At 44.1% G+C, this 22,955-nt stretch carries 25 protein-coding genes; 10 read left to right on the forward strand and 15 right to left on the reverse strand.

Going from position 1 to position 22,955, the window contains the following annotated elements:
• Positions 1 to 107 precede the first annotated feature (107 nt).
• From ACFI6L_RS19020 to ACFI6L_RS19055, 8 genes are all read left to right on the forward strand, one after another.
• A complete protein-coding gene (locus ACFI6L_RS19020; protein ID WP_014976631.1) occupies positions 108 to 800 on the forward strand; it encodes a tRNA-uridine aminocarboxypropyltransferase in 693 nt (230 codons plus the stop codon).
• A 74-nt stretch (positions 801 to 874) separates the two neighbouring features.
• A complete protein-coding gene (gene tpx / locus ACFI6L_RS19025) occupies positions 875 to 1,372 on the forward strand; it encodes a thiol peroxidase (RefSeq protein ID WP_014949606.1) in 498 nt (165 codons plus the stop codon).
• A 122-nt stretch (positions 1,373 to 1,494) separates the two neighbouring features.
• A complete protein-coding gene (locus ACFI6L_RS19030; protein ID WP_462574621.1) occupies positions 1,495 to 2,325 on the forward strand; it encodes a sulfurtransferase in 831 nt (276 codons plus the stop codon).
• Positions 2,326 to 2,407: 82 nt separating this feature from the next.
• Positions 2,408 to 3,133: a Sir2 family NAD+-dependent deacetylase gene (gene cobB / locus ACFI6L_RS19035; protein WP_462574622.1), complete on the forward strand. Its 726-nt coding sequence runs from the start codon at positions 2,408 to 2,410 to the stop codon at positions 3,131 to 3,133.
• Positions 3,134 to 3,145: 12 nt separating this feature from the next.
• Positions 3,146 to 3,772, forward strand: a complete 627-nt coding sequence (locus ACFI6L_RS19040) for a LysE family translocator (RefSeq protein WP_014949603.1) — start codon at positions 3,146 to 3,148, stop codon at positions 3,770 to 3,772.
• An 82-nt stretch (positions 3,773 to 3,854) separates the two neighbouring features.
• Positions 3,855 to 4,586 (forward strand): YciC family protein, encoded by a 732-nt coding sequence (locus ACFI6L_RS19045; protein ID WP_278343586.1) that lies wholly within the window; start codon positions 3,855 to 3,857, stop codon positions 4,584 to 4,586.
• The gene (locus ACFI6L_RS19050; RefSeq protein WP_014949601.1) at positions 4,579 to 5,370 is read left to right on the forward strand and encodes a glucosaminidase domain-containing protein; all 792 of its coding nucleotides are present in this window, start codon (positions 4,579 to 4,581) and stop codon (positions 5,368 to 5,370) included. Before ACFI6L_RS19045 ends, ACFI6L_RS19050 begins: the two co-directional genes overlap by 8 nt.
• Positions 5,367 to 6,014: a DUF2987 domain-containing protein gene (locus ACFI6L_RS19055; RefSeq protein WP_014976627.1), complete on the forward strand. Its 648-nt coding sequence runs from the start codon at positions 5,367 to 5,369 to the stop codon at positions 6,012 to 6,014. Before ACFI6L_RS19050 ends, ACFI6L_RS19055 begins: the two co-directional genes overlap by 4 nt.
• A 14-nt stretch (positions 6,015 to 6,028) precedes the next feature.
• Here ACFI6L_RS19055 and ACFI6L_RS19060 read toward each other — a convergent pair whose 3' ends face one another.
• The 12 genes from ACFI6L_RS19060 to ccoN all read right to left on the reverse strand — a co-directional run bounded on the left by ACFI6L_RS19060 (position 6,029) and on the right by ccoN (position 17,316).
• The gene (locus ACFI6L_RS19060) at positions 6,029 to 7,051 is read right to left on the reverse strand and encodes a patatin-like phospholipase family protein (protein ID WP_014979378.1); all 1,023 of its coding nucleotides are present in this window, start codon (positions 7,049 to 7,051) and stop codon (positions 6,029 to 6,031) included.
• Positions 7,052 to 8,005: a tRNA 2-thiocytidine(32) synthetase TtcA gene (gene ttcA / locus ACFI6L_RS19065; protein ID WP_014949598.1), complete on the reverse strand. Its 954-nt coding sequence runs from the start codon at positions 8,003 to 8,005 to the stop codon at positions 7,052 to 7,054.
• Positions 8,006 to 8,153: 148 nt separating this feature from the next.
• A complete protein-coding gene (gene uspE / locus ACFI6L_RS19070) occupies positions 8,154 to 9,077 on the reverse strand; it encodes a universal stress protein UspE (protein WP_014976624.1) in 924 nt (307 codons plus the stop codon).
• Between the two features lie 244 nt (positions 9,078 to 9,321).
• On the reverse strand, positions 9,322 to 10,059 hold the full coding sequence (fnr, locus tag ACFI6L_RS19075) for a fumarate/nitrate reduction transcriptional regulator Fnr (RefSeq protein ID WP_014949596.1): 738 nt from the start codon (positions 10,057 to 10,059) through the stop codon (positions 9,322 to 9,324).
• A gap of 45 nt (positions 10,060 to 10,104) precedes the next feature.
• A complete protein-coding gene (locus tag ACFI6L_RS19080) occupies positions 10,105 to 10,764 on the reverse strand; it encodes a sulfite exporter TauE/SafE family protein (protein ID WP_014949595.1) in 660 nt (219 codons plus the stop codon).
• Entirely contained in the window at positions 10,751 to 10,981 is a 231-nt protein-coding gene (gene ccoS, locus ACFI6L_RS19085) for a cbb3-type cytochrome oxidase assembly protein CcoS (RefSeq protein WP_014949594.1), read from the reverse strand. The genes ACFI6L_RS19080 and ccoS overlap by 14 nt, the downstream gene beginning before the upstream one ends.
• A 1-nt stretch (position 10,982) precedes the next feature.
• Positions 10,983 to 13,433 (reverse strand): heavy metal translocating P-type ATPase, encoded by a 2,451-nt coding sequence (locus tag ACFI6L_RS19090; protein ID WP_456252663.1) that lies wholly within the window; start codon positions 13,431 to 13,433, stop codon positions 10,983 to 10,985.
• Complete coding sequence (locus ACFI6L_RS19095; RefSeq protein ID WP_039227668.1) at positions 13,433 to 13,912, reverse strand: FixH family protein; 480 nt, start codon at positions 13,910 to 13,912, stop codon at positions 13,433 to 13,435. Before ACFI6L_RS19095 ends, ACFI6L_RS19090 begins: the two co-directional genes overlap by 1 nt.
• Positions 13,913 to 14,128: 216 nt before the next feature.
• The gene (gene ccoP / locus ACFI6L_RS19100) at positions 14,129 to 15,082 is read right to left on the reverse strand and encodes a cytochrome-c oxidase, cbb3-type subunit III (RefSeq protein ID WP_014949592.1); all 954 of its coding nucleotides are present in this window, start codon (positions 15,080 to 15,082) and stop codon (positions 14,129 to 14,131) included.
• 16 nt (positions 15,083 to 15,098) lie between these two features.
• Positions 15,099 to 15,260: a cbb3-type cytochrome oxidase subunit 3 gene (locus ACFI6L_RS19105; protein ID WP_014949591.1), complete on the reverse strand. Its 162-nt coding sequence runs from the start codon at positions 15,258 to 15,260 to the stop codon at positions 15,099 to 15,101.
• Between the two features lies 1 nt (position 15,261).
• Positions 15,262 to 15,867: a cytochrome-c oxidase, cbb3-type subunit II gene (ccoO, locus tag ACFI6L_RS19110; RefSeq protein WP_014949590.1), complete on the reverse strand. Its 606-nt coding sequence runs from the start codon at positions 15,865 to 15,867 to the stop codon at positions 15,262 to 15,264.
• Positions 15,868 to 15,882: 15 nt separating this feature from the next.
• Complete coding sequence (gene ccoN, locus ACFI6L_RS19115) at positions 15,883 to 17,316, reverse strand: cytochrome-c oxidase, cbb3-type subunit I (RefSeq protein WP_014949589.1); 1,434 nt, start codon at positions 17,314 to 17,316, stop codon at positions 15,883 to 15,885.
• Between the two features lie 229 nt (positions 17,317 to 17,545).
• Here ccoN and ACFI6L_RS19120 point away from each other — a divergent pair, with 229 nt between their 5' ends.
• Positions 17,546 to 18,025 (forward strand): hypothetical protein, encoded by a 480-nt coding sequence (locus ACFI6L_RS19120; RefSeq protein WP_039227669.1) that lies wholly within the window; start codon positions 17,546 to 17,548, stop codon positions 18,023 to 18,025.
• A gap of 121 nt (positions 18,026 to 18,146) precedes the next feature.
• Here ACFI6L_RS19120 and bfr (ACFI6L_RS19125) read toward each other — a convergent pair whose 3' ends face one another.
• From bfr (ACFI6L_RS19125) to ACFI6L_RS19135, 3 genes are all read right to left on the reverse strand, one after another.
• A complete protein-coding gene (bfr, locus tag ACFI6L_RS19125) occupies positions 18,147 to 18,614 on the reverse strand; it encodes a bacterioferritin (RefSeq protein ID WP_014949587.1) in 468 nt (155 codons plus the stop codon).
• Positions 18,614 to 19,090, reverse strand: coding sequence for a bacterioferritin (bfr, locus tag ACFI6L_RS19130; RefSeq protein WP_014949586.1), 477 nt, complete (start codon positions 19,088 to 19,090; stop codon positions 18,614 to 18,616). The genes bfr (ACFI6L_RS19125) and bfr (ACFI6L_RS19130) overlap by 1 nt, the downstream gene beginning before the upstream one ends.
• A gap of 134 nt (positions 19,091 to 19,224) precedes the next feature.
• Positions 19,225 to 20,796, reverse strand: coding sequence for a cation:proton antiporter domain-containing protein (locus ACFI6L_RS19135; protein WP_462574623.1), 1,572 nt, complete (start codon positions 20,794 to 20,796; stop codon positions 19,225 to 19,227).
• A 339-nt stretch (positions 20,797 to 21,135) separates the two neighbouring features.
• On the opposite strand from ACFI6L_RS19135, the gene ACFI6L_RS19140 reads away from it, so the two are divergent.
• A complete protein-coding gene (locus ACFI6L_RS19140) occupies positions 21,136 to 22,767 on the forward strand; it encodes an FMN-binding glutamate synthase family protein (RefSeq protein WP_039227671.1) in 1,632 nt (543 codons plus the stop codon).
• Positions 22,768 to 22,955: the final 188 nt, after the last annotated feature.

Here is a 22,955-nt window from a genome sequence, read left to right on the forward strand (position 1 = left end):
CAAATTTTAATCAAAAAATTGATAAGATAATTGCGCTCTTTTATCACAAATTACTATGGTAAAATCCATAAAAATTTTGGCAAAGACGTACTATCTTGAATTCTGTTATGTCACTTCGTTTAGACGAGTTATCTCGTGCTGAACGTCCATTCCACGCTCGTGGGAGTAAAGTAGTTCGCTGCGACGCATGTCTGCTTCCAACGCAAAACTGTATTTGTGAATTTAAGCCTGAGGCTGGCACTGATGTGGCGGTTTTGTTCTTGATGTACAAAGGCGAATATTATAAGCCTACTAATACCGGTCGTTTAATTGCGGACGTGGTTAAAGATAACCACGCATTTTTGTGGAAGCGCACCGAGCCAGAAGAGGCGCTATTGGCGTTACTTCGCAACGAAAAATATTTTCCTATCGTGGTATTTCCACACGAATATGCTGCAGCTGAACGTTGTATTGATACGCCACCATTGAATACTGGGAAAACGTTACTATTTATTTTCTTGGATGGAACGTGGCGTGAAGCAAAAAAAATGTTCGTGAAGAGCCCTTACTTGCATGACTTTCCTGTGTTGGGCGTGAGTATGGACGTAGCGTCAGATTATTTACTACGCGAATCTACCCATGATTTCCAACACTGTACTGCTGAAGTTGGTATTAGCGTTTTAGACCTTGCAGAACAGAAGCAAGGGGCACAAACCTTAGCGCATTATTTCAGTGTGTTTAGACGGGAATATTTAAAAGGTAAGCCGCATTTGCAGCATAAGCTTGCGTTTGCAGAGTCGCAGGTTAAAAGTAACATTTAAAAAGCGTCACTTTTATTTGCGAAAGTATTGTTTTACATCCACTATTTCATATTAACAAAACACGGAGAAAGCGAATGGCATCAGTTACTTTTCAAGGCAATACAGTTACGACAAAGGGTCAGCTTCCTGAAGTAGGTACATCTGCACCAGACTTTACATTAGTGAAAGCAGATTTGGGTGAAGTAACACTGTCTGAGCTTGCAGGAAAAAATGTGGTATTAAACATTTTCCCTTCTATCGACACGGGAACATGTGCAATGTCTGTGCGTAAATTCAACGAGGAAGCGGCAAAATTGGATAACACTACAGTTATCTGTGTATCGGCAGATCTTCCGTTTGCAGCGGGTCGCTTCTGTGGTGCTGAAGGTATTGAAAATGTACTTACAGGCTCGACTTTCCGCTCAAGCTTTGGTGATGACTATGGTGTTACCTTTGAATCAGCGCCGCTTACTGGGCTGCTGTCTCGTTCAGTAGTGGTTATCGATGCCGAAGGCAAAGTGGTTTACACAGAGCAAGTTGCAGAAACAACAGAAGAGCCGAACTACGACGCGGCTATCGCAGCTCTTAGCTAAGTAGATCCGCAACATAGGTTAGTTAATTAGCTAACTATGTGATGTGTTTGAATACGTACCGATTTGTTTTATCGGGGTAATACAGGGCACTCGCTGATGTGGGTGCCTTTTAGGAGAATGTAATGGCATCGGTATTGCTCTCAGTTGGTGAATTAGCCAATGTAATGCAACAAAAGCCGGCAACGCTTGTACGAGCGTTAATGGACGACCCCGTTTCAAAAACACCAGATACGCGCACGGCAATGGTTTTACCTGCGTCAGTCGACTTTGACTTAGATAGTGAAGGAAGCGATCACACTACAGGTCTCCCTCACAGTATGCCTTCTGCAAATGACCTTGCTATTTATCTTGGTAATCAGGGCATAACAGCGAATACACCTATTACGGTATACGATACCCGTGGAATATATTCTGCACCAAGAGTGTGGTGGATGTTAAAAGCGTTGGGCCACCAAGATGTTTATATATTAAATGGCGGACAGCCTGCATGGGAAAAAGCAGCGCTGCCGGTTTCAGAACAACAACAATACGGAAAATTAACCTATCAAGCTACGCCTAGGCCTGGTTGGTTCGCAAATTCCGGTGCAGTACTTCAGGCAATAAATACTGAAGCACAACTTGTTGATGCGCGCAGCGCGCCGCGATTCAAAGGAGAAGTGTCAGAGCCTCGTGAAGGAGTACGTTCAGGTCATATGCCTGGTGCGTTTAATATTCCTTTTGACACCTTACTCAAAAGCGGGCATTTTTTGCCAGTTGAGCAGCTTAAGCCTGTTTTTGACCGCGCTAATATCGATTTACGCAAACCCATTATTTGTACGTGTGGTTCTGGCGTTACCGCCTGCATAATTGGAGTGGCGGCATTATTGTGCGGCGCAACGCAGGTTTCAGTATACGATGGCTCTTGGTCAGAGTGGGGCGCTGATACTCAATATCCTGTGGTCAAAGGTATGTAAAGAGTCGCGGCTTTTAACTAAGTAAATATACAACATGCTAATCGTATAATTAGCGCTATAACTACAGAGTAAGAACAACCTGATGCCATCTGATCAATCTCTACCCAATATTGTTATTCTTACCGGTGCGGGTATTTCCGCTGAATCTGGATTAAAGACATTTCGGGATAATGACGGCCTTTGGGAAAATCATCGCGTAGAAGAGGTGGCCACCCCAGAGGCTTTTGAACAAAATCCTAGCTTAGTTTATCGCTTTTACAACGCTCGACGTGCGCAGTTACAGCAAGACGACGTGAATCCTAATGCAGCGCATGAGGCGCTGGCCAAACTTGAGAAAGCGTTCGGTAGCAACCTGATGTTGGTTACTCAAAATGTGGATGACTTGCATGAGCGCGGTGGAAGCCAGTCTGTTTACCATATGCATGGCAAGCTGCTATCTGCGCGCTGCGCTATAAGCCAGCAGACTTTTGACTGGAGTGATAGTTTTGATCACACCACTAAATGCCCGTGTTGCAACAGAGTAACCTTACGACCGGATATCGTGTGGTTTGGTGAAATGCCCATGTACATGGAAGAGATTTACGATGCGCTTTCAAAGGCTGATGTGTTTATTGCCATTGGCACATCAGGTAATGTCTATCCTGCCGCGGGTTTTGTTCAGATCGCTAAAGAAAGTGGCGCACACACCATAGAGGCAAATTTGGAGCCGGGCGTAACTAATACATTGTTCGATGAATCGCTAACAGGCCCTGCTTCTCACATCGTCCCACAATGGGTTGATCAATTAATGTCAAAGTACGCGCTGTAGGAGGCGCATAACATGCAGTATATGAATGAGTTTCTTACCATTGCGTTGGTACACCTTGTGGCTGTTGCTAGCCCAGGGCCAGATTTCGCGGTGGTTGTTCGAAACAGCGTGGCCTATGGCAGACGTATCGCCATGTACACCAGTATAGGGATTGGCTTAGCTATATTACTGCATGTGGCTTACTCGTTAGTGGGGCTTAGTGTGGTTATTGCAACTACTCCATGGTTATTCACCACATTTAGCTATGCCGCCGCAGCTTATTTACTGTACCTTGCGTTTGGTGCGCTTAGAAGCGGGCCTGTAAAGCAGGACCAGGCAGTTAACGCTGAAAAGAAAACATCCCACATATCTGCAAAGCGCGCAGTTTGGATGGGCTTTCTCACAAATGGACTAAACCCAAAAGCAACGCTATTTTTCCTCTCATTGTTTACTGCAATTATTAGTATTGATACTCCATTTACAGTGAAACTTGGCTACGGTATCTATTTAGCTATAGCTACTGGACTGTGGTTCTGTTTTCTTTCATACCTTTTGAGCACCAGTAAAGTAGCTGAGCTTATTGGTAAAAAAGGGTATTGGTTAGACCGTGCGATGGGGGTGCTACTCGTCGGTTTAGCTGCGAAATTAGTACTAGGTTAACGTTTGTTTACCTTACAAACAGGCATTTGTTTTTGTGAATTGGTATAATCGCGCCGATTTTTCAAAAAGATAAGAGAGTTGTGTGAAAGACGTAAACCAAGACCGCCTGAACAATACGTTGTCTAAACAGTATCAATTTGATACCAAAGGTCTATTGCGCCGCGCTGCCGGTTTAACAAAGGCAAACTTTTCATCATTGCTGCAGGGAAGTGTTGTTCTATTTTTGACGTTTGTCGTGTTAGGTGTATTTGCTCAGCAGTACATCACAATAAATGACGATGGGACCTATGTATTCGAGCATCAGTCTATCATAGAAATTGTTGCAATCTGCATCGTTGCCCCGCTGTTGACGGGGTTGTATATGATGGGCGTTTTTGTTGCCCGCGGCACTAAAACTTCAGTATTTACCGTTTTCCAGTTTTTCCCCTTGATATTTTTGCTGGCGCTAACTCAGCTAGTGAACAGTATTCTTGTTCAACTTGGTATAATGTTGCTTATTATACCCGGCGTTTATTTTTATTTAGCCTCGTCCTTTTCACTTATGTTGGTTGCTGACAGAAAGTTAACGCCAATTAGCGCGATCATCCTGTCGTGTCGCGTATTTAATGCATACTGGGCTCAAATCGCCAGCATATTTGGTGTGTTCTTTTTACTGTTTGTGTCGGTGCCATTAACGCTGGGCTTTTCACTTATTTGGGTATTACCTTTTTATTTTAGTATGATGGGCTTGCTCTATCAGGAACTGATTGGCGAGCAGGGAGTAAGCACGGAAGCATCTGAAAACGATGTGAATGAGTCTAGCTTCGATGCATAAGCGTGAAACCTTTAAAATTGTCCTCATTACGTTAGGCGTATTGGCGGTAATCGTCATTAACGCCATAATTTTTACTGAGGACGAACCGGATATTTTAGATATACCGCAAACGGTTGAAGCTAAAAAGCCGGTGCCTAACTTCTCTGCCTATACAGATGTAAAAGAGAAGAAAGAGGCATTTTTTAACTATTTACGTCCCGAAATAGAGAAGCAGAATGCGTATCTACTCACGCTTAGACATTACGTACAAACCTTATATAGAAAGGCGTTAGCTAACGAAACGCTCTCTGAAGAAGATATGGCAAGGCTTGAATGGTTAGAAGAGGAATATCGAGTTAAGCCAACGCAGCCGCTAAAATCAAAATTGCTAGCTTTGCTACAAAAGATTGATGTTCTACCAGCCGAACTCGTGCTCGTGCAAGCCGCGAATGAGTCAGCTTGGGGCACCAGCCGGTTCGCAAGAAAGGGCTATAACTTCTTTGGCTTATGGTGTTTCTCTAAGGGGTGTGGCTTTGTTCCTAACCGTCGAAACGATGGGGCATCTCATGAAGTTGCCAAATTCGACAGTTTGTCGCGTGCAACGTACACCTACATGCGAAATTTAAACCGCCACGACGCGTATGCGGATTTAAGAGAGATCCGCAGCCGACTGCGTGCAAACCAAATTCCTATAACTGGTGTTGCGTTAGCTGAAGGGCTAATGAATTACTCTGAGCGAGGAGCCGCTTATGTTGAAGAGCTTCAAACTATGATCCTATTTAACGAGGAGTTTTTATCCGAATGATACGCGCTGCTTTATTTTTTGCTTCATCTCTGTTTATTGGTGTAGGCAGTTCTTCCGTTGCTGCTGAAACGATAGATGTTGAGTACAGCCGTTTCTATAGCCATGTTAAAAAGCTGGATAATGAAGATACCCAAGCACTTCAGTTTGCATTCGGGTTTGTTCGTGTTGGCGAAGGGCGTTTATGTGAAGTTAACGGAGCGTCTATCGTAACCGATAAGAAAACAATGCCCTTAGAAGTGAGTGGTGAAGGGCGATTCACGGTGCCTACTGAAAAGGCCCTGAAACTTGCCAACGCACTGGTTCGCATCGATTTAAACGAACGCGCGAACGTGTGTGATATGTCGGTACAACTTGAAACCAAGCCGGAATATCTTAAGCAGTATTACACAAAAGACGACCTTACGTTTTTGTATGGTCAGTACGAAGCTTTCTTTAATGAAATGGGAAGTTTTTTGTCTTTCATGATGCCTTCGGTAAAGGGCTTGATGATTCAGTTTGATGACAAGAATTTAGATTTCATTACACCACAAGGTGTGCAAATCAATAACGGCGTATTGCATCTAGAACAAGATTGGATCAACGACGCAAAAGGCTTAACACTGCCTCATGCGCCGCTACGTGTTACCGCTATGGCTTCAAGCTAAATGCATATTTGGGATTAGGTAAGAAGCTGATACCTTATTTGCTCTGCTAAACGCGCGATGGTCTCTTCGCCCTTCGCGCATAGCTCTTCGGCTCTGTGGAATTCCATAATACCCACGTCGGTAAGCTGAGGCTCAATAAGAATGTCAGGCGGATCGCCAGCCAAGCGTGAGCGTGTGACGCGAGCTTGAAGTATCTCAAGTGAACTGCTCATCACGCTCATAATTCCCGGCGGGTTTCGCTTGTTCACTTTAGCGGGGACTTCGGTCAACTCTTCTTCCACTTTTTCAATCACATCAGAAGCAATGCCTTCTTCAGTCTTTACATTGCCAGCCGAGACGCTGTCTTTTTCATCTTTTTTCTCTAGGGCTTTTTCTTCTTTGTTGTCAGGGGAGAACCATTGGCGTAGTACGTTTTGACTCTTTGTAAAAAAGTCCTCAGTTTTGCGCTGGTTTTCTTCATGATCTTGTCTCAACTTTTCAAGACGAAGTGGTCGGAAATCGGCGTTAAGGTTAACCGCGATTACAAAATCGGCCCCTAATTGGCGACATAAGTTCACCGGTACAGGGTTTACAACGGCACCGTCTACCAACCAACGATCACCGTGTGCTACGGGCGCAAAAAGTGCGGGAATAGCGCAGGATGCTTGAATGGTGTCTCCAATAGGACCAGAGTTAAACACCACTTCACGGCCTGTATAAAGGTCGGTAGCCACAGCCGCAAATGGCTTAAGCATGTCTTCATAAGTCGATTCACAAAACTCGCTTGCTAGTTTGTCGAAAACCTTCTGTCCGCTTGCAATGCCGCCGCGTCTAAGTCCTACGCCCATAAGAGCAAGTACCTGCCAGTCGCTGAGGGAACAGGCCCACTCTTTCAATCCTTCCAGCTTGCCACTTGCGTAGGCAGCACCAACATAGGCACCAATAGAGCATCCCGCTACAACGTCAATTTTTACGCCGAGTTTTTCTAATGCTTCAATTATGCCAATGTGAGTCCAGCCCCTTGCGGCACCGGCACCTAGCGCAAGTCCAATTTTCATTTACTTAGGTTCCATAATGTTTATTACTTCAATAGTATTATCTTCATCACTGAAGTCCGTACTATTTTCTGTAGTGAAAGAAGGTTCATCGAACCCGATATCACCGTCTTCTACCGGGCCTTCTTGTGTAGCTATAGCTTTAAAATCATAAAGGTTGCTGTCGATTAAGTGTGAAGGCGCTACGTTTTGAAGCGCACGGAACATCGACTCTATACGACCTGGGAAGCGACGGTTCCAGTCTTGTAGCATAGCCTTTATGTTTTGGCGCTGTAGGTTTTCTTGTGAGCCACAAAGGTTACAAGGAATAATCGGAAATTCAGCGGCCTGAGAATATTTCTCGATGTCTTTTTCTGTGCAGTACGCCAATGGACGAATAACGATGTGTTCACCGTTATCGCTGACTAGCTTTGGCGGCATAGACTTAAGCTTGCCACCATGAAACATATTGAGGAAAAACGTTTCTAGCATGTCGTCGCGGTGATGACCTAATGCAATTTTAGTCGCACCTAACTCTTTTGCCGTGCGGTACAAAATACCACGGCGCAAGCGAGAACAGAGAGAGCATGTTGTCTTTCCCTCTGGAATTTTGTCTTTAACAATAGAGTAGGTGTCTTCTTCTACAATTTTGTAGTCAACGCCAATGCTTTCTAGATATTCAGGCAAGATATGTTCGGGGAAACCAGGCTGCTTTTGGTCAAGATTAACCGCAACGATATCAAAATGAATAGGCGCAATCTTCTTTAAAAACAATAAAATATCTAGCATGGTGTAGCTGTCTTTACCGCCAGATAAACACACCATTACTTTGTCGTTGTTTTCAATCATACCGAAATCGCCAATGGCTTTACCCACATTGCGGCGAAGTCGTTTCTGAAGTTTGTTGAAGTTGTACTTTTGCTTACTTTGCGCAGCATTTAATGGCGACGCGTCAGCACTGTTTGTGCCTAAACTCATAATTAACTAGCTTGGTTTGTGATAAAGCCACCATTATACATTAAAGCGGCTTTTCGAGACCATGCTTGTGAAGTTAAATTTGTTGGTGACATACCGTGTTGGCCGCTAAGTAACGGAAAACACGGGCTATGCGGTACTGATGAAAAGATTACACCGACAACGGCGACACAAATCCATCTGGCTTAATAGCAAGCACATCGCAATTGAGTTCGTCGATCACGTGTTCTGCAGTGTTACCAATTAGGGCCGCTGAAATGCCCACACGGCCAACGGTACCAATAACAACCAGCTCTGCATCCAGTGTTTTTGCCACTAGCGGGATGACCTTTTCCGGAAGGCCTTCTCTTACTACGCATTTGTTCTCAGGAATACCGTACTTTAACGCGTGACTACGCATTTCTTTTAAATGATGATTTTTTACCGCGTCGTGATAGGTATCGGGGTCGAACTCAGGCACTTCTATGGCGATATTAAGTGGTGTAGAAGGGTAACTGTTGACCAAATTTACGCTCCCTTTCAATAAAGAGGCGTAGTCGTTAGCAATGAGGGTGAGCTTATCGTTAAGTGCGGCGTGCTCATCGTCTTCACTGCCTACGTTTACTGCAGCAATAATCTCTCCTCCTTCTGGCCAGTCGTGCTCTTTAACGAGCAATACTGGCCGAGGGCATTTACGCATTAAATGCCAGTCGGTGGGGGTGAAAATAACAGAAGCAAGATCGTCGTGCTTTTTGGTTGCCTTTACCACTAAATCTATCTGATTGTTTAGGGTGTAGTAAATAATCGACTCATACGCACGATTATTCCATTCTACAACGATATCAGTTTCAGTGAATCCTTGTTCTCTTAAGTGGGTGGCAAGCCATTTTGCATGCTCCTTTGTAACTGCATCGCGCATTGACTCGCGCTCATCCGGGCTAAGCATGGTCGTCATATCATAAGATAAGTCGTATACCACCATCATTGCGGTAACTGAAGCGCCTGTTTTTGAAGCGAGTTCATAAGCACGGCTCAGTGCAGGTTGGTTATCGCGCTCGGCATCTACCACGGCCAGAATTCGTTTACACTCAATCATAACGTCCCCCTAACTACGAAACTTAGTAGCGGCTGTCGAAATCGAAGCTTTCTAATACTAACTATAAACGACATTGGGAAAAACGTAAGTTGTTTTAGATCAAGAATTTTACGAGGCGACCATGAGTGAACGTACCTAATTGAATATGGAGCAACCGGCGTGGCGCTGAAAGGGTAGATAGGTGGCTAACACAGGTTACAAAAAAGCGCGCTTAGTGCGCGCCTTATTTAACACTTAAAAAGGACTAACCGCAGACAACGCTAGGGCCGTTAAGCGCCGCTAGTTTGGTGTTTAGCCTATCGAAATCCAAAATAGTAATAAGCTTGCCGTCTACCTTTATGATGTTGTCTTTTTGAAAACGGCTTAACAGACGGCTAATCGTTTCAATCGTTAATCCTAAATAGTTTCCAATTTCGTTGCGCGTCATGGTTAAGTGGAATTCTCTATGGGAAAAGCCACGCTCTTCAAAGCGTTGCGACAGGTGTGAGATGAAATACAGTAAGCGCTCTTCTGCAGTTCGCTTGTTTAAAAGCATGATCATGTCGTGATCTTGTTTTATTTCAGCGCTCATGAAGCTCATGATCTGGTGGCGTAGCTTTGGAAATTGCACTGACATTTCGTCGAGGGTCTCGTAGGGAAGCTCACACACCATGGCAGTTTCTAACGCAGAAGTATAGCTTTGGTGTTTATTCTCTCTTAGTGCATCGAAACCGATAATATCACCAGGAAAGTGGAAGCCGGTAATCTGTTCTTCACCTTCGGTATTAGTCACAAATGATTTGAATGAACCGGTTCTCACTGCAAATAGAGAACGGAATTTATCACCAGTTTGAATCAGCGTGTCACCTTTATGAAGCGGCTTCTTGCGTTCAATAATATCGTCAAGAGACTCGATTTCTGTTTTGTTTAACGCCACCGGTAAACACAGGTGACTGAAACTACAGTTTTGACAGTGAATAGAAAATTGGCTTCCTTTGCTCATAATGCACGCTCTCTAAAAGAATACCCGACAATAATACACCCATTTTTAAACGATTGCGCCATGAATAAGATAAGCTGCATATATTGCCATTATTACTGCAATAATTTGTCTAAAATGGTTATGTTGAAAACTTTGAACAATATATTGGCTACCAGCGCTTGCGGCGAGCAAGGTGGGTAATGTACCCAAACCGAAGAAGAACATAATAGCAGCGCCTTCTAGCGCGTTACCCGCCGCGAGAGACCAGGTAAGTGTGGAATACACCAAACCGCAAGGAAGCCAACCCCAAATAAAACCATAAGGCAACGCACTTAAAGGGGTCTTAAATGGCAAAAAGCGTTTTGAAAGCGGCTGGACTTTGGAAAATAGGCCTTTACCCGCATTTTCCAGCACTGTTAAGCCAGTCCACCACTTACCCAAATAACACGCCAGTAGAAGCAACATGATTCCGCTAAGTAGGGAAAGGGCATAGTTGGCAAGAGGTATATAATCTGCTGCAATTTTTCCAAGTGCCCCGGTTATTGCTCCGGCGATGGTGTAGCTCACTATACGTCCCATGTTATAGGCAAGGGTATAGGGTAGTGCTGAAGCGCCTTTAGGGGATACCATCCTTAGCGCAGCGACAATTCCACCGCACATTCCCACACAGTGAACTCCACCGGCTAAGCCGATAAGAAAGGCAGAGAAGTAGTTAATCCCTTCCATGTGGCGCTTGGCTTTTGTCTACTTTACTGTCTTGAAGTTGCTTGCGTTGCTCAGCTAGCTTTTTTTCTTCTGGCGGAAGATCATCGTCAAACAGTATGCTATACCCTTGGCGATCCAAATCTTCAAATTGATTGGTTTTCACCGCCCAAAAGAATATCACGATAGCGACGGCAACAATGATGATGGCGATTGGAATTAATACGTAAATAATACTCATGCTATTTGCTCAAAAGTCGCGTTGAGTTTGTGACCACAATGATACTGCTTAACGACATACCAACAACAGCCATCCACGGTGAAAGTAGGCCTGATACGGCGAAAGGTAAGATCAAAACGTTGTAACCTACCGACCAGCCAATATTTTGCCTTATTTTTTGCTTCACTTGGTGCGCAGTTCGAATAAGTTCTGGTACAGAAAGCAGCTGATCGCCAAGGAGTATCACGTCGGCCGCAGTTTTAGCCACGTCTGTGGCATTACCCACTGCAATTGCCACATCAGCGCTGGCAAGAACTGGAGCGTCGTTAATACCGTCACCCATCATCATCACTTTCGCGCCAGATTGCTGCATAGCTTGAACGGCTTCGTACTTTTGCTCAGGTGTTAGGCCACCTTTAGCGGTCGAAATTGGCAATGGTGCGGTAAGCGCATTAACGTTTTGCTGTGTATCACCACTTAAAACGGCGAGAGTATGACTTGCAGCTAATATATCGAGAGTTTCTTGCGTATCTTCTCTTAGTGAATCCTTTACTTCATACGCCGCCATAATACGCCCCTTAACCGTGAGAAACACGTTAGCTGAAGGGAAAGCTTCAATGAGTTTTAGCTGTGATTCGTGAACGCTGAATGCTGCAGATCCCATAGAAAACAACGTGTCATTGATCTCACCGCTGATACCACCTCCTGGCGTAACGGTAAAATTAGTCACTTTGTGTACCGTGTTATCGATGGCGTCAGCACTACCGCTAGAGGCAGAAATCTCGCTTAGGGCTACACCGTCGCTAAAGGCTTTGGCAATCGGATGTTCAGAGCGTGACTCCAAAGCGCGCGCAATTGATAGCGCACTATTACTATCCACACCGTCAGCGTACCATGCATTTGAAATAGTAAATTTGCCTTTTGTGAGCGTGCCGGTTTTGTCTAATGCGATGGTGTCAATGTCAGTAATTTGTTCAAGCGCATCGGCCCGTTTTAGTAAAATACCTTGTCGGTTTAACTTTGCCATAGCGCAAGTTAACGCTGATGGCGTAGCCAACCCTAGTGCGCAAGGACAGGTTGCAACCAGCACCGATATGGTGATCCAAAATGCCTCGTCGCTACCCTGATACGCCCAAAAGCCATAGGTTGACGCCGAAATCAGCAATACCGCGGTAACGAAATAGCGAGAAAAATTATCGGCTATCTGCGCTGCTTTAGGCTTACTCGCCATCGCACTTGCTTGCAGTCGTACAATTTGATTTACCAGCGCATTTTTAAGGGTCTGCGTAACCGTAATGGTTAGCGTACCATCTTGACAAACCGTGCCGCCGTAAACCGGGCTACTGTTCGACTTACGCACGGGGTTAAACTCGCCGGTAAGCATTGATTCGTCAACCGCTGCGTTGCCGTCGGTTACCACCCCATCAATGGGGACTGTTTCACCAGGCTTCACCAGTACTACGTCATCAATTTTTAGCTGCTTAGCCAGACACTCGGTTAGGCTGCCATCCGGATTTAGTTTGGTCGCTGATACGGGCACATACTGCATCATATTGGCAGAGATCTGTGCGGCGCGATGACGACTGCGATGTTCTAAGAATCGGCTAAGTAACAGCAGAAAAATAAACATACAGATGGATTCGAAATACACTTCACCTTGCTCTAATACTGTAGAGCGAATTCCAGCAATGTAAGTACCGAATATGGCGAGCGTAACGGGTACGTCCATATTAACCGTTTTGGCGCTTAGCGCTTTAGCGGCGCCCACATAAAAGGTGCTGCCTGAATACAGCACCACTGGTGTAGTAAGCGTAAGGGCAACCCAATAAAAATATTGGCGGGTCTCTAACTCAATGGCGCCGAACCAATCAAAATAAAGCCCAGTCATCAGCATCATAACCTGCATGGTCATAATGCCTGCTAGGCCAAGCTTTTTTAGAAAGGTCTTCTGTTCGCGTTTATAACTGGCTTCGTGTTCGTCGGGGTGAAATGGTGACCCAACATAACCAATGCGTTTTAGCGTAGATAGAATTTGGCTAAGCTTAATTTGAAACGGTGACCAAGTGACTAAAGCGCGGCGCTCTTGTACATTTACCGCAACTTGCTTTATTCCTTCTACTTTCGACAACTGCTTTTCGATAAGCCAGCCACACGCAGCGCATGTAATACCTTCAAGGGTCAACTGAATCTGTTTGTCCTGACCTTCTTCAAACACGAACTCTTCTTGAAGGGAAGGGTCGTCATAGACTTTTAGCTTATCTAACGTTTCTAAAATACTGTCGTCAGATTTTTGCGCCGGTTCGGTTCTAAACTGGTAATAGTCTTCAAGGCCGTTGTTAACGATCGCTTCAGCTACCGCTAAGCAGCCAGGGCAACACATGTCTCGTTGTTGCCCTAAAATGACAGTAGTAAATTTCCCATTGTCTGGACTCGCTATAGGCAAGCCGCAATGGTAACAGTCGTGCTTCGTCATTATGGATTGAATTTCATTTTGCCAGTGTGGGGCAGATAGACCGTGTTTTGAATTTTCCAGCTATCATCAATCGGCGTCAGCGATATGCGCCATTTACCGTCAAGGTTTTCTTCAATAAAGCCGCGATAAATACCGTTAGCGTCGCGACTCAATAAAACGCTAACATCGCGCTCTTCTAGCGTTACGTGATAGAAACTTAATTTAACCGCGTTACCTTCTTGAGGAATCCCCGAATGAAATTGCAGCGCTATGCTTCCATCTTCAATGGTTAAATCAGTGGTGATATTCATGCGGCGGGCTATGGCTTCTTTGTCCAGACGGGCATTAATTGCTTTTCCTTCTTTGTAGTAGTCGTCTACCACCAAGCTATCTTCCGTAGAAATAGCAAGGTTTAATAACACGCCACCCATGATGAGGGTAATGATAGGAACGGCAATTAAAAACCAGGGCCAGAACTCTTTATACCAGGGTCTATTCATCGAAATCTTTTCTCGTATTTACTTCACTAACAACATATTTATTTTTACTTCCCCAACTACACGTAAAGCCGGCAAATAATGATAAATATAGTGTTGGCGAGACATGTTAAACGTGTACAAAGAATGTTCGCATGGCACTCTCTATACCGCTGTATTTTCTCATAAAAAAAGCCCCGTAGTAACGAGGCTTTTTAAGATATTTAATGATTTAAATCATTAATCATTTGAAAGGCTGTATACATACGCTGCAACAACGTGAATTTTGTCATCACCCAAGGTTTTCTTGAATGAAGGCATTACACCGTTACGACCGTAAGTAAGCGTTTCTGTTACCGCTCTGTGGCTGCCGCCGTATAGCCAGATATTGTCAGTAAGGTTTGGTGCACCAAGTGCTTGGTTACCTTTACCGTCCATACCGTGACAAGCCGCACACGCTGCGAAACGAGCTTTACCTGCTTCTGCAAGCTGAGGGTCCACATCGCGACCGCTTAAACTAAGTACGTAGTTAACCACTTCTTCGATACCGTCTTCACCCATAGCATCTAGCCATGCTGGCATAGCTGCTTTACGACCAAGCGTAAGAGTTTCAACGATTTTCGCACCTGAACCACCGTACAACCAGTCGTTGTCCGTTAGGTTAGGGAAGCCGCCATTTTGACCACGTGCATCAGAACCGTGACACTGAGAGCAATTTTGTAGGAACAAACGCTGACCTACTTTATTTGCTTCTGGGTCTTTAGCCAGTTCTTCAACAGGAACTTGTGCATACGCTTCGAAGATCGGATCGAACTTCTCGGCAGCGAAATCTAGTTCACGGTCATATTCTACTAGGTAGCCTTGCTCTTTAGCATCAATACGCGCCTGAGCTGACTCTTCTAGCGATTGAATATTTTGGTTAGAGCTCTTCCAACCCAAAATACCTTCATACGCACCTAGGCCAGGATAAAGCGCTAGGTATAAAAAGCCCCAAACGATGGTCATGTAGAACATAATTGTCCACCAGCGAGGAAGTTGGTTGTTCAACTCCTCAATACCATCAAATTCGTGGCCCATTGACTCACCTTCAGCTACGCCAGTCTTGTTAGAAAGGCACCAGCGAAGAAGGAAGTAGCAACCAATGATTAACCCTAGGGTTATCACTGAAATCCAAATTGTCCAAAACATACTCATGAGTTCGAGACTCCTGCTAATCTTCTTTTGATTTTTCTTTTTCTTCGTCTGCAAACACTAGGTTTGCAGCTTCATCGAATTTTTTCTTGTTGCGGCTGCTGAACGCCCACCATACAACACCGATGAAGCTTACAAAGACGATGACAGTAAAAATGCTGCCTACAATTCCCTGGTCCATATTATTTCAAATGTGTGCCAAGAGATTGTAGATAAGCAATAAGGGCCTGCATTTCCGTTTTGCCCTGTACTGCCGCTTTCGCACCCGCGATATCTTCGTCGGTATACGGAACGCCAAATCCACGGAATACTTCCATTTTTTCAGCTGTTAACTCGCCATTAAGCGTGTTTTCCGCAAGCCAAGGGAAACCTGGCATATTCGACTCTGGTACCACGTTACGAGGATTAAGCAGGTGAACTCGGTGCCATTCGTCGCTGTAACGACCACCAACACGTGCTAGGTCAGGACCAGTACGCTTAGAACCCCAAAGGAAAGGGTGCTCCCATACTGATTCGCCAGCAACGCTGTAGTGACCATAACGCTCTGTTTCAGCGCGGAATGGACGGATCATCTGGCTGTGACAACCTACACAACCTTCACGGATGTAGATATCACGGCCTTCAAGCTCAAGCGCGGTATATGGACGTAAGCCTGTTACCGGTTCCATGGTTTGCTGTTGAAACATCAACGGCGTTATTTGGACCATGGCACCGAAGCTGATAGCGATAAGGATTAATACCGTTAACAGACCGACGTTCTTTTCAATTAACTCATGTGCGTTTTTCATTATTCGTCTCCTTTACTACGCCGGCTGAGTCGCTGGGTCTGCAGCGATACTGCCTTTAGGTGCACGAACGGTTTTCCATGTGTTGTATGCCATAACAAGCATACCTGCTACCACGAAACAACCACCAATGAAACGAACCACATAGAAAGGCTTAGACGCTTCTAATGACTCAACAAAGCTATAGGTTAACGTACCGTCAGCATTTACTGCACGCCACATTAGACCCTGTAGTACACCAGACATCCACATTGCTACGATGTATAGAACAACACCGATAGTTGCGAACCAGAAGTGTACGTTAACTAGCTTGGTGCTATACATAGCGCGCTGACCGAATAGCACTGGAATTAAGTGGTAAATTGAACCAATTGAAACCATTGCAACCCAACCTAGAGCGCCAGAGTGTACGTGACCAATTGTCCAGTCAGTGTAGTGAGACAGTGCATTAACGGTCTTAATTGCCATCATTGGACCTTCGAAGGTAGACATACCGTAGAAAGACAACGAAACAATTAGGAAACGCAGTACTGGGTCGGTGCGAAGTTTATGCCACGCGCCAGATAGCGTCATAATACCGTTAATCATACCACCCCAAGATGGAACGAATAGGATAATAGACATCACCATACCTAGTGACTGAGTCCAGTCTGGTAGGGCAGTGTAGTGAAGGTGGTGAGGACCAGCCCAGATATACAGAGAGATAAGTGCCCAGAAGTGAACAATTGAAAGTCTGTATGAATAAACCGGGCGACCAGCTTGCTTAGGTACGAAGTAGTACATCATACCAAGGAAGCCCGCAGTCAGGAAAAAGCCTACCGCGTTATGGCCGTACCACCACTGCATCATAGCGTCTACTGCGCCTGCATACAGTGAATACGATTTAGTGAAAGATACCGGAATAGCCATGCTGTTACCAATATGAAGAATTGCAACAGTTAACATGAACGCGCCTAAGAACCAGTTTGCAACATAAATGTGCGAAACTTTACGGATTACTAGGGTTCCGAAGAAGTTAATGATATAAGCGACCCAAACCAGTGCCAAAAGGATATCAATTGGCCATTCTAGTTCAGCGTATTCTTTTGAGCTGGTTAAACCCATAGGCAGGGTGATAACAGCTAAAACGATAACGGCTTGCCAACCCCAAAAGGTAAATGCGGCAAGTTTGTCACTGAACAGTCTTACCTGGCAGGTACGCTGAACGATGTAGTACGACGTTGCAAATAGCGCACAGCCGCCGAAGGCAAAAATAACGGCGTTAGTGTGCAACGGACGCAAACGTGAGAATGTTAGCCATGGTGTGTCAAAGTTAAGCATAGGTGCAAATAACTGCGCGGCAATAAATACCCCTAGGCCCATACCAATGATACCCCAGACTATGGTCATGATGGTAAATTGCCTAACTACTTTATAATTGTAGTCAGGTTGTGCTTGGCTTATTTCACTCATTTTAATGAATCTTCCACTTCAAATGAACTATGGTCTCCAACTGCCGGAATAGTACGGTCGAGACGTGTATCAGCTAAGGAATAACGCTTCACACCGAGCTCGGAAAGAGTAATAATTATTGTCTCCAAGCCAGTTGGTACGCGGATGATAAGGTTTTTAATTACAAAAAGATACCATAAACTACCTAAGCTTGATCTCCGTCAATGAAGAAATACACAAAATTTAAGAAATGCTAAATAACGATAACAATAAACGATCAAAAATTTTACATTCCCAGCTTCCATTAGTGGCTATTATTGTTGTAGCCGTGTGTGTATACCTTGCACATAAATTCCAGTCATCGGTGTTAAAAGACACTAGCGTAGTTAATGGAATAGGAAACAGCTGCAACTTTGTCAATGAAACTTGCGAATTCTTAATTGATGACAGGTTAGCAATTGCCACTTTTTCAGCCATGCCTGAAGCCGAAGAGTCAGTAACGGTTAAGCTCTTAGTTCCTGAGGGAGAGGAAATAGAGAGCGCATGGATTGAAGGGGTAAACATGTATATGGGCAAAATTCCCGTGCTGTTAGATAACGATGGTCAAGGAAAGTGGTCAGGTTGGTTTATGTTAGGTAGCTGTAGTGAGCCAGTGATGAAATGGCAGCTACGTCTAAATATTAAAGATAAAGAAAGCCCCAGCTATTTGTATTTTGTTACACAGCAGTAACTGTATTAAAAGCAATAAGACTCTCCCTAAGAAAGGGGAGTAAACAAGCAAAAAAGGCCGCTCTTTATTTAAGAGCGGCCTTTTATTAATTACCTGTAAATTGTAGCGTGAACGCTATTTCTTACATTTGCGACTGAAGGTAGTTTTGAATACCTAGTCGCTTAATAAGGCCAAGCTGCTGCTCTAGCCAGTGTGCGTGATCCATCTCTGTATCGTCTAGTAGTACAATTAGCATGTCACGAGTAACATAGTCTTTTTCGGTTTCACAAAGCGCAATAACTTCACGTAACTTTGCATCAACTTCATATTCAACACGTAAATCGCTTTCAAGCATTTCAGGTACATCTTTACCCACTTTGAAGCCTGTGCGCTTCGTCATGTCAGGCGTACCTTCTAAAAACAGCATGCGTTCTATTAGCTTAGTTGCATGTCCACGCTCGTCATCAAATTCATGATCGATGCGTTCATAAAGTTTATTCAAACCCCAATCAAGATACATCTGAGAGTGAATGAAATACTGATCCATGGCGGCTAACTCATAAGAGAGTAGTTCGTTTAAGCCATTGATGATTGCTTGGTTACCTTTCATTAGTCATCTCCCATTACTTGCGCTTGTAGGTAGTTCTCTATACCCATAGCATCAATTTGGTATTCTTGCGTTTCAATCCAGTCTAGGTGCTCTTCTTCGTATTCAAGAAGGTCTTCAAGCAAATCACGAGAAACATAATCCTGCTTTTCTTCACACAGCGCGATAGCTTCACGAAGTAGTGGAAGCTGTTCTTTTTGAAAACGCGCATCACATGACAGCATTTCAACGGTATCTTCACCGATATAAAGCTTGCCTAACGCTTGAAGATTAGGAAGGCCCTCAAGGAATAAAATGCGCTCGATAAGATCGTCCGCTTGCTTCATGTCCTTGATAGACTTTTTATAATTCTTTTCGTTAAGTTCAGAAAAACCCCAGTTTTTGAACATACGAGCGTGCAGAAAGTATTGATTTATCGAAGTAAGTTCACTTGTCAGTACTTCGTTCAATTTTGCAACAACTTGTTTATCACCTTGCATTGTGTAAACCCTATTAACGTATTTGCGTGAAGTTTAGTCTAAATTTGACTGCATGTCAAAAAAGTCTTTGTAAAACAGTTGTTTACAAACGATAACGTTTCTCAATTCATCCATTGTTCGCATTTAGAACAGCATTACTGTTGTGCATGCGCATAAGCAAGACTTTCTTCAGCAAAACCAAGCCCTGCTTCGGTAAAGAAGTTGAAGACTTTATCTACACCGTTTTCTAATAGATGTGATACTTCATCCTCATATCGTGCAATGGCCGCAACTTTTCCAACATAGCCCGCGTTTTTAAGCTGACGTGTGATGTTTATTGAGTCCTGGATGGAAGGCAGAGCAAGCAAAACAAGCTGAATTTGTTTGATATCTAAATTATCCCACAAATCGACGTCTTCACCGTCGCCGCATATTACGTTTAAGCCTTCGTCTGATAACTCTTTTACTTTTACTCGGTCGGCGTCCATTCCCCATACGCTCACATCACTTAATTTAGATAACGCATTGAAGGCACCGCGACCAACTCGTCCCATCCCCAACACTAAAAACTCCGCGTTGTGGAGAGTAGGATAAATGTCTTCTTTTAAGCGCTCGTTTTTCTCAAAACGTTTAATGGTGTGTTTATGATTGTGATATTGAGAATGAGAATTGCGATAGAGCACGCTGGTGATAACGAATGAAATAGATACGGCTAAAGCAATCACCACTAACCAAGAGTTTGCCAATAAACCTAATGAAACGGCTAGTGCGCCAACAATAAGGCCAAATTCACTGTAATTTGAAAGCACCAAGCTGCTCAAGTAAGCCGTGCGACCGCGAAGGCGAAGTGACGTAAATAAGCCGAAAAAGAGTGCTGCTTTTAACGGTATAAATAAGCAGAACACGATAGCTAGGACAATCATACTAATATCGGGAAGGGCGGTAAGACCGATAGTAAGGAAGAAGCCGATTAAGAAGAGATCCTTAAAACTAAGCAGCGACTTCGCTAGCTCCGAAGCCTTTTCATGTTGGGCTAACATGATTCCAAAGATTAGTGCCCCAAGATCGCCTTTAATGTTAACCAGCTCAAACAAGTGATAGCCACCTAAGGCGAGGATAAAGCCAGTAAGCGGAAGCAGTTCACCGTGGCCCGACTTATTAATCATTTTGTTTATGATTGGCATTGCTGGGAATAAGGCCAACAACGCAAGCGCCCACACAGAGGGGAGCTTTCCAGTTGCAGCAACAAGGAAGATAACAGCAAAAACGTCTTGCATGACCAAAATGCCAATGGCAAGGCGGCCGTGGCGGGTTTTACTTTCGCCACTTTCTTCTAATACTTTAACCACGCAGACTGTGCTACTGAAACTAAGGGCAAAAGCGATAAGCGCAGCGCTTTTCCATGTAAGCCCATCAACGAAATTTGCAGCAACCGCACCAATCGCATAGACGCAACAGGTAATAACGCCCACCCATACTAAGGTATGTGAAACGCTTCCCGCCCAAACTTCTCGTCGACTCAAATCGCGGATGTTGAGTTTCAGACCGATGGTGAAGAGCATAATGGTGATGCCCAAGTTGGCTATTTGGGTTAAATCTTCAGTGAGCGTGTAGCCTGCAAAATTTAATAAAAAGCCAGCTACCAAGTAGCCAACTAAAGGAGGAATGCCAATAAGTTTAACCGTTAAGCCGCAAACAAATGCGAAAAGAAGAAATGCATACTCCATGAATTACCTTTCAGAAAATGTTGAACGTAAAATCCGTTACCTTTGTATAGGTCACATCATCTATTAACCAGTGATAGCTACAAATCGCTCTCTCAACTCGCTAATTGAAAGGTTTTAGACTAGCATGCAATGGCTTGTTTTCGCAGCTAAAAAAGCATTGTAATTGCATAATTTGGTAACGCGTAACCCATTTGAGCTAAAAGCCGGCTCAGTATATTTAAACCCTAAATCAGTCATTTACCGCTAAAGTAAATCTAGTTCCCGATTTCAGGTGTATTGAACAGGGTTGTAGGCATATTATTTTGTTTAGATATGACCAAAAATAAAGAAGGACTTTGAATGCGTTTAACAATTCTAACTGTGCTAACCCTGCTGGTCGCTTTCAATGTGGTGATTGGCGTATTGTGGGCGCCCGTGTGGTGGTTTTTACTCTTATCAGTCACGCTACTCATTTTTGGTCTATATGATGCCTTCCAAACAAAACATGCCATTTTAAAGAACTTTCCATTAATTGGCAGGGTACGATGGACCGTCGAGGGACTAAGGCCCTACATCCAGCAATACATCATAGAAACCGATACTGGCGGAGCACCTATTTCCCGCATGTTTCGTTCGATTGTTTATCAACGTGCGAAAAACAGTAGAGAAACTGTTCCCTTCGGTACTCAGCTAGATACGTATAAAGATGGCTATGAGTGGATTGGCCATTCTTTATCTGCTCGCGAAGTGGAAGACATGGATGAAGATCCCCGAGTGACGGTAGGTGGCCCTCATTGCAAAAAGCCGTATCGTGCAAGCATACTTAACATAAGCGCAATGAGCTTTGGAAGCTTGTCAAAAAATGCCATTTTGGCGCTAAATAAAGGTGCTGCAAAAGGCGGGTTTTACCATAACACAGGTGAGGGTGGTCTAACCCCATATCACCTCGAAAATGGTGGCGATATCGTTTGGCAAATTGGTACGGGATACTTTGGTTGTAGAAGTAAAGATGGCGGTTTCGATCCTGTTCTTTTTGAAGAAAAAGCCAAACTCGACAATGTAAAAATGATAGAAATAAAGCTAAGCCAGGGCGCTAAGCCTGGACATGGTGGTATTTTACCTGCGTATAAAAATACCCCTGAAATAGCTAAAATAAGAGGGGTTGAGCCTGGAACTCAAGTTGATTCTCCCCCTAGACATAAAGCGTTTGCAACGCCTTTAGAAATGGTTGATTTTATTAGTCAGTTACGCAAGTTAAGTGGATATAAACCAGTGGGTATTAAGCTGGCGCTGGGTAGAAAAAGTGAGTTTATTGCCATGTGCAAAGCCATGGTAGAGAAGGACGTAACGCCAGATTTTATAACGGTAGACGGGGGCGAAGGAGGTACCGGCGCCGCACCGCTTGAGTACACAAACTCTATAGGATTTCCTCTACGTGAAGCGTTGGCGTTTGTTGACGATTGTCTCACTGGTTTTGGTATTCGCGACAAAATTAAAATCATTGCTTCTGGAAAAATCATTACCGCTTTTCAGTTAGCGAAAAATCTAAGTTTAGGCGCCGATCTATGTAACAGTGCCAGAGGAATGATGTTGGCACTTGGATGTGTTCAGTCGCTGTCATGCAATACGAATAAATGTCCGACCGGTGTAGCAACGCAAGACCCCAAGCTTGCCAAGGGCTTAAACGTTGAAGACAAGTACGAGCGCGTGTACCGCTTTCACAAAAAAACTATTCATGCGCTGATGGATATCTTGTCTTCTACAGGACATGTGAGAACTAGCGAACTAAATCGTACCCATATATTTAGGCGAGTAGATCAGTGTCATATTGCGCGTTACGACGAAATTTTCCCGTTAGTTAAAACAGGAAGTTTCTTAACCGACGACGTTCCCGATAGATTTAAATTACACTTAAAAGAAGCAAATTCTGAAAGCTTTATGCCTTGTAGTTTATTGGCAGAAATAGAGAAAGAAACGAAAGCGGTATCTTAAAAAAACTAAGCCATGACTCCTAATCAAATACCGATTGTGGAGTCACGCTTAACGATTTTTAATGCCTAAAACTGCGAGTTAATCTTTAGATTGCTCACTTGGAATACGCAGTTGATAGAGGCGGTAATCACTAGTCCTGTAGGGTGTTACTTTATATTTAGGCTGAAGATACGCCACTAAATCTATTA

The organism is Alteromonas sp. G4i35 (assembly GCF_054960375.1).

Bases quoted from the DNA above. Each gene is read 5' to 3' on its own strand.
- ACFI6L_RS19020 (WP_014976631.1), top strand. From the start codon at position 108: ATGTCACTTCGTTTAGACGAGTTATCTCGTGCTGAACGTCCATTCCAC.
- tpx (WP_014949606.1), top strand. From the start codon at position 875: ATGGCATCAGTTACTTTTCAAGGCAATACAGTTACGACAAAGGGTCAG.
- ACFI6L_RS19030 (WP_462574621.1), top strand. From the start codon at position 1,495: ATGGCATCGGTATTGCTCTCAGTTGGTGAATTAGCCAATGTAATGCAA.
- cobB (WP_462574622.1), top strand. From the start codon at position 2,408: ATGCCATCTGATCAATCTCTACCCAATATTGTTATTCTTACCGGTGCG.
- ACFI6L_RS19040 (WP_014949603.1), top strand. From the start codon at position 3,146: ATGCAGTATATGAATGAGTTTCTTACCATTGCGTTGGTACACCTTGTG.
- ACFI6L_RS19050 (WP_014949601.1), top strand. From the start codon at position 4,579: ATGCATAAGCGTGAAACCTTTAAAATTGTCCTCATTACGTTAGGCGTA.
- ACFI6L_RS19055 (WP_014976627.1), top strand. From the start codon at position 5,367: ATGATACGCGCTGCTTTATTTTTTGCTTCATCTCTGTTTATTGGTGTA.
- ACFI6L_RS19060 (WP_014979378.1), bottom strand. From the start codon at position 7,051: ATGAAAATTGGACTTGCGCTAGGTGCCGGTGCCGCAAGGGGCTGGACT.
- ttcA (WP_014949598.1), bottom strand. From the start codon at position 8,005: ATGAGTTTAGGCACAAACAGTGCTGACGCGTCGCCATTAAATGCTGCG.
- uspE (WP_014976624.1), bottom strand. From the start codon at position 9,077: ATGATTGAGTGTAAACGAATTCTGGCCGTGGTAGATGCCGAGCGCGAT.
- fnr (WP_014949596.1), bottom strand. From the start codon at position 10,059: ATGAGCAAAGGAAGCCAATTTTCTATTCACTGTCAAAACTGTAGTTTC.
- ACFI6L_RS19080 (WP_014949595.1), bottom strand. From the start codon at position 10,764: ATGGAAGGGATTAACTACTTCTCTGCCTTTCTTATCGGCTTAGCCGGT.
- ccoS (WP_014949594.1), bottom strand. From the start codon at position 10,981: ATGAGTATTATTTACGTATTAATTCCAATCGCCATCATCATTGTTGCC.
- ACFI6L_RS19090 (WP_456252663.1), bottom strand. From the start codon at position 13,433: ATGACGAAGCACGACTGTTACCATTGCGGCTTGCCTATAGCGAGTCCA.
- ACFI6L_RS19095 (WP_039227668.1), bottom strand. From the start codon at position 13,912: ATGAATAGACCCTGGTATAAAGAGTTCTGGCCCTGGTTTTTAATTGCC.
- ccoP (WP_014949592.1), bottom strand. From the start codon at position 15,082: ATGAGTATGTTTTGGACAATTTGGATTTCAGTGATAACCCTAGGGTTA.
- ACFI6L_RS19105 (WP_014949591.1), bottom strand. From the start codon at position 15,260: ATGGACCAGGGAATTGTAGGCAGCATTTTTACTGTCATCGTCTTTGTA.
- ccoO (WP_014949590.1), bottom strand. From the start codon at position 15,867: ATGAAAAACGCACATGAGTTAATTGAAAAGAACGTCGGTCTGTTAACG.
- ccoN (WP_014949589.1), bottom strand. From the start codon at position 17,316: ATGAGTGAAATAAGCCAAGCACAACCTGACTACAATTATAAAGTAGTT.
- ACFI6L_RS19120 (WP_039227669.1), top strand. From the start codon at position 17,546: ATGCTAAATAACGATAACAATAAACGATCAAAAATTTTACATTCCCAG.
- bfr (WP_014949587.1), bottom strand. From the start codon at position 18,614: ATGAAAGGTAACCAAGCAATCATCAATGGCTTAAACGAACTACTCTCT.
- bfr (WP_014949586.1), bottom strand. From the start codon at position 19,090: ATGCAAGGTGATAAACAAGTTGTTGCAAAATTGAACGAAGTACTGACA.
- ACFI6L_RS19135 (WP_462574623.1), bottom strand. From the start codon at position 20,796: ATGGAGTATGCATTTCTTCTTTTCGCATTTGTTTGCGGCTTAACGGTT.
- ACFI6L_RS19140 (WP_039227671.1), top strand. From the start codon at position 21,136: ATGCGTTTAACAATTCTAACTGTGCTAACCCTGCTGGTCGCTTTCAAT.